Source organism: Halorubrum sp. CBA1125, from assembly GCF_009742825.1.
In the GTDB taxonomy this organism is placed as follows: Archaea; Halobacteriota; Halobacteria; order Halobacteriales; family Haloferacaceae; genus Halorubrum.
In genome coordinates this window covers 1-3975 of record NZ_WPCE01000232.1, presented here as the reverse complement: position 1 = coordinate 3975, position 3975 = coordinate 1, and the positions used below count along the sequence as shown (strand labels likewise).

Sequence of the window (3975 nt, the reverse complement as noted above, 5' to 3'; positions counted from 1 at the left end):
GCTCCTGGACATCCTCACCCGCCTGATCTGCCACATCACCAGCATCGAAAGAATACTCATCACTGGTCCATCCATCATACAGACCCGACGAGTCAACCACCTCGAGACGATCTCCATCATCATCGGTGACACCGACGATCTCAGATCGAGGGAGTTCGTCCTCACCGAGATCGGTCTCCTCACGGATCATCTCAGTGACCGGGTTATCTTCCGGATCGGTCCTCGGACTAACCGCGTACTCTATCCTTCGATCAACGAACTCGGAACCTGCCATAACCGAGCTGTCGACTATACCGGCGAGCAGACCTTCTGACTGGCTCATCCCGCGAGCCCTCCAGTGATCTCCTCAGCCGCCTGTTCTGCACCATCGGCTACGTCAGAAACGTCCGCTCCATCCGAGTCGTCCGAGTCGTCCGAGTCGTCCGAGCTGTCGGTGAGGGTCTGGTACGCCAGCCAGAGAACCAGAGCCGCAGCGAGCAGCATCCCGAGCGTCTTCGGATCCATCGGGAGCGACAGGGAGGGAGCCGGGGCGGTGTCCCCATCGGGGTCATCATCGGAATCGTCGGGATCGTCGACGTCGACGACCTCGACCTCACTACCAACGTCGTCGCCTGCGTCTTCCCCGTCCGACGCATCGAAGACGCCGCTATGCTGCTCCTCATACTCTCCTGTTGTAGGCATCTGCTCGTCTTGGTCGGTCTGTCTACGTTCAAGCCAGTCGTCTACGTCGTCTGCGTCGTTGCTGCCGTCCGTCTCGGCCTCCGCCTCGGTCGCGACGTACTGACCCTTCCCCACACGGTCAACCTCACCCTGCTGCGCGAGTTCGCTCAGTACGGAACGCATATGGCTTCCGCCACAGCCGTACTCATCGGCTAAACCCACCGGAGAGAGAGGCGAGTCGGCCGATTCCAGGCGCTGAAGGACGTAGTCCTTCGCACCCGGACAGTGCGCGGGATCTGGGCCGTCCGGCGGGCGATCGTCGTGCTCTGCTTTTGCCATCGTATACATTTCCTACTCAACGAGCACAATAAAACTTGCCTAGATTAACCCCCGGATTTATGGATACCAAAACTCAATCATCCCCTGAAATCAGATGAACAGAAACAACATCTTTCTGACTGAGAACCGTCGCGATGTACTGAGCGGTGAGTCCGATTTCTCCGAGAAGTCGATTACTAATGAAAAAAGTCGGATACGAACGAGAACGAGGACCGCGCTCGACGAGCTGATCGAGGTCGCGCAGTCGGCAGAGATCGAGAACCGCAGCGTCTTCGATCCCGAACAGCTCGGAATCCTCCTATACTGGGTACTCAACGACCCCGCGATGATGGGCTTCCCCGGCGGCTTCGTCGGAACCAGCGACGAGCCGCCCGAGGGCGTCGACGAAGACCACTACACGAGGATCCCCGACGAGTTACAGCAGTACCGCAGCGAGGTCCACAGCGAGGCCGCACAGGAGCTTCTCCGCGTCGATCAACCCGGACAGGGCCGCAAGTAGACCAGACTCAGAGCTGATCGAACGCCTTCAGCCCCGTCTGCTTCGAGTGGTCGGTGTACATCCGACCCTTCTCAAGCAGCCAGTCGCGGACCCGCGCCTCACTCGACCGCACCGACGGCGGAGGTATCACCGACTCCTCAAACATCCAGAGCTCAACCGCTCGGAGTCGGTGCCGACGCTTCGGCGGGATCGACCGCATCCATGAAGCGTCCGAGGTGAACATCCGCAGGTCGTCGAGGTCGTGGAGGATCTCCTCACAGCCGTCGACCTCGCAGATCCGTTCCTCCTTCGCACCCTCACCATCCCGCATCTCCTCCATCGGCACGCCTACGGCCTCAGCCGCGCGTTCTTGGATAAAGTACCACTCAGTCGCTCCCAGCTCCTCCTCCGGGTCGAACGACGCCGGATGAACGTCACCGAACCAAGACGCTGTCTGCCGGAACTCCTCCGATCCTCCGTGAGTCCGCAGGTACCACGCGGCCACCGCCATGTCCTCGAACGACTCGAGATCCCGCTTCTGGAACCGGGAGAACGAGCGGATGTTTTTCACGACCCACCCATCCGGCACCGCGTCGGGGTCGAAGTCCTCACAGGGAGCGAGGAAATGGTAATGCGGCCCAGCCTCCGTCATCGACTGCCACTTCTCCCAGTCACCGCCTGCGAACCTCCGGAGGAACGTCCAGCGGCCTGTTTCCGCGCTCAGGTTCCCCTCCTGAACCGCCGTACGGAACAGCCTATCAGCAGCGTCCGAGGTGCGGTACGGGTGAGCGATACAATAGCCGCCGCGGGCGCCAGCCTCCTGTACCACGTCCTGAGCGTCGGAGCGCATCGACCAGAACCGATCCGCGGACACCCGATCTACCTCGGGAGTCGCCACCAGGTGAAGCAGCCGCTTCCCCCATCCCTCGGCGTTCTCTCTGTAGGCCGCAAGACGCGCCACAGCGCTCACTGCGCCGTCGCGGACCCATCCGAGGTAGTGGTCGGGGCAGTATCGCGTGTCGCACGACGAGCGGCCGAGAGCGATGTGTGCACCCTCACAGAACCCGACCGGTGACAGACCCTGACAGCGGTTCGGCGCGGACCCCGTTCCGGGGATCTTCACCGTGTTCCCGTAGTAGGTCGTGTCCGGGGTCGGCAGATCGTCCTCGACCTCGTCCATCTCCCGCGGCGAGGGCGGGTCGCGTTCGGCGGCTTCGCGAGCAACCTCGCTGAGGAACTGCCGGTCTTCCGCGTCGTCAGGGGTCCGGCGGCGAACGTACTCACTCCCCATTTTCCGATTCCTCCGTTAGAGCGGCTGATATGCCGGTGAGTAGCTCCGTTGGGGGGCAACGGTGGGCGTAGTGGCAGGATACTGGCCGCGACCGCTCCGCGACCGCCCCGCAGGTCGTTCGGCTCCCTCCGGTCGCCGGTGCGCGGCCGGCGGCGCTCGGCCCGCCTACCGGCGGCCTCGCGCACCGCAAGGTCGCCGGCCGCTTGGAGGGAACACCACGCCGAGCGTGAGTCCGCAGCTCCTCGAGCGAGGCGATCATCGGCGCACCCACCTCAGCGCGCAGTCGTAGCAGAGAACCCGCGGTTCATCGTCTGTACGTTCAACTTCCGTGAGGGGTCCACCTTCCCGGCACCCTGACGCCCCGCAACCGTGCGCGTCGACGGGCCGACTCCCCCGGTACGCACCGCTCCGGGACAGCGTCGCGGACTCCGGCCGCCTCGCACCACCAGAAACGTTTTGCGGACGGCGTGAGTACACCGAAGCGACGAGGCCCCCACCTGCGTCACCCCGGTCACTCACCGGGTATTCTTCCATCGTCTAGCTGCTGCCCTCCTGGTCGTCGCGAGCCTCGACGAGCATCGACTCCGTGAGCCGGAGCTGGGCACGCATCGACCGGACTATCTGGATCCGCTCACCCAGCGAATCCGCACGACTCTCCGCCTGGTTCGCCTGATCTCTCAACAGGTCGAAGTGGCCGGAGAGGATGGAAACCGCTTCACGTTCGAGTAACTGGGCACCGTCACCGTTTTGCCCCGTGCGGGGCGTAGAGTCGCTTGCGCTCATGGTCTGGGCGCACCCTGTTCGGGGCACTTCCATGCCCCGGACGTTTCCACGCCGCGAGCGGCGCGGCCGTCCGTCGGGTGCTGCCTGAGTGTTGGCACCAACCGACATAAAATCAGCGACTCACTGCATCCCGCCGGTCTCCTCGCTCTCGTCACCGCCGAGATCGACGTTCTGGTGGATGACCAGAAGCACCGCGATCCCCGCGACGGCGAGGGCGACGTATCCCCAGTTCACCCGGTGATGGATCTCGTGGCTGTATTCGACGGTCTTCGCGCCGTCGATGTTCTCCGGCTGGGGATCGGGAAGATCACTCATGCGAGCAGAGACCAGAGGGGACGAGTGTACCCGTAGAGAACTCCGGCGAGGACGAGCCCACCGAGGACCCACGCCCACGTCGGGATGAACTCCCACAGATCACCGGTCC

General features: G+C 63.5%; 6 protein-coding genes. 1 reads left to right on the top strand and 5 read right to left on the bottom strand.

What is annotated here, in order from left to right; all coding sequences use genetic code 11:
- The coding region (locus GJ633_RS14760) for a hypothetical protein (RefSeq protein WP_156589416.1) at window positions 1-322 on the bottom strand (322 nt) is incomplete at its 3' end.
- Window positions 319-843, bottom strand: a complete 525-nt coding sequence (locus GJ633_RS14755; protein ID WP_156589415.1) for a hypothetical protein — start codon at window positions 841-843, stop codon at window positions 319-321. The genes GJ633_RS14760 and GJ633_RS14755, both read right to left, overlap by 4 nt.
- Before the next feature lie 250 nt (window positions 844-1093).
- On the opposite strand from GJ633_RS14755, the gene GJ633_RS14750 reads away from it, so the two are divergent.
- Window positions 1094-1498: a hypothetical protein gene (locus GJ633_RS14750; RefSeq protein ID WP_156589414.1), complete on the top strand. Its 405-nt coding sequence runs from the start codon at window positions 1094-1096 to the stop codon at window positions 1496-1498.
- A gap of 7 nt (window positions 1499-1505) precedes the next feature.
- Here GJ633_RS14750 and GJ633_RS14745 read toward each other — a convergent pair whose 3' ends face one another.
- The 3 genes from GJ633_RS14745 to GJ633_RS14735 form a co-directional block, all read right to left on the bottom strand.
- Window positions 1506-2768 (bottom strand): hypothetical protein, encoded by a 1263-nt coding sequence (locus GJ633_RS14745; RefSeq protein ID WP_156589413.1) that lies wholly within the window; start codon window positions 2766-2768, stop codon window positions 1506-1508.
- A gap of 537 nt (window positions 2769-3305) precedes the next feature.
- Window positions 3306-3551 (bottom strand): hypothetical protein, encoded by a 246-nt coding sequence (locus tag GJ633_RS14740; protein ID WP_156589412.1) that lies wholly within the window; start codon window positions 3549-3551, stop codon window positions 3306-3308.
- A gap of 120 nt (window positions 3552-3671) precedes the next feature.
- Window positions 3672-3866, bottom strand: coding sequence for a hypothetical protein (locus tag GJ633_RS14735; protein ID WP_156589411.1), 195 nt, complete (start codon window positions 3864-3866; stop codon window positions 3672-3674).
- Between the last annotated feature and the right edge of the window lie 109 nt (window positions 3867-3975).

Coding starts and splice junctions, on each gene's coding strand:
- GJ633_RS14755 (WP_156589415.1), bottom strand. CDS start 843: ATGCGTTCCGTACTGAGCGAACTCGCGCAGCAGGGTGAGGTTGACCGT.
- GJ633_RS14750 (WP_156589414.1), top strand. CDS start 1,094: ATGAACAGAAACAACATCTTTCTGACTGAGAACCGTCGCGATGTACTG.
- GJ633_RS14745 (WP_156589413.1), bottom strand. CDS start 2,768: ATGGGGAGTGAGTACGTTCGCCGCCGGACCCCTGACGACGCGGAAGAC.
- GJ633_RS14740 (WP_156589412.1), bottom strand. CDS start 3,551: ATGAGCGCAAGCGACTCTACGCCCCGCACGGGGCAAAACGGTGACGGT.
- GJ633_RS14735 (WP_156589411.1), bottom strand. CDS start 3,866: ATGAGTGATCTTCCCGATCCCCAGCCGGAGAACATCGACGGCGCGAAG.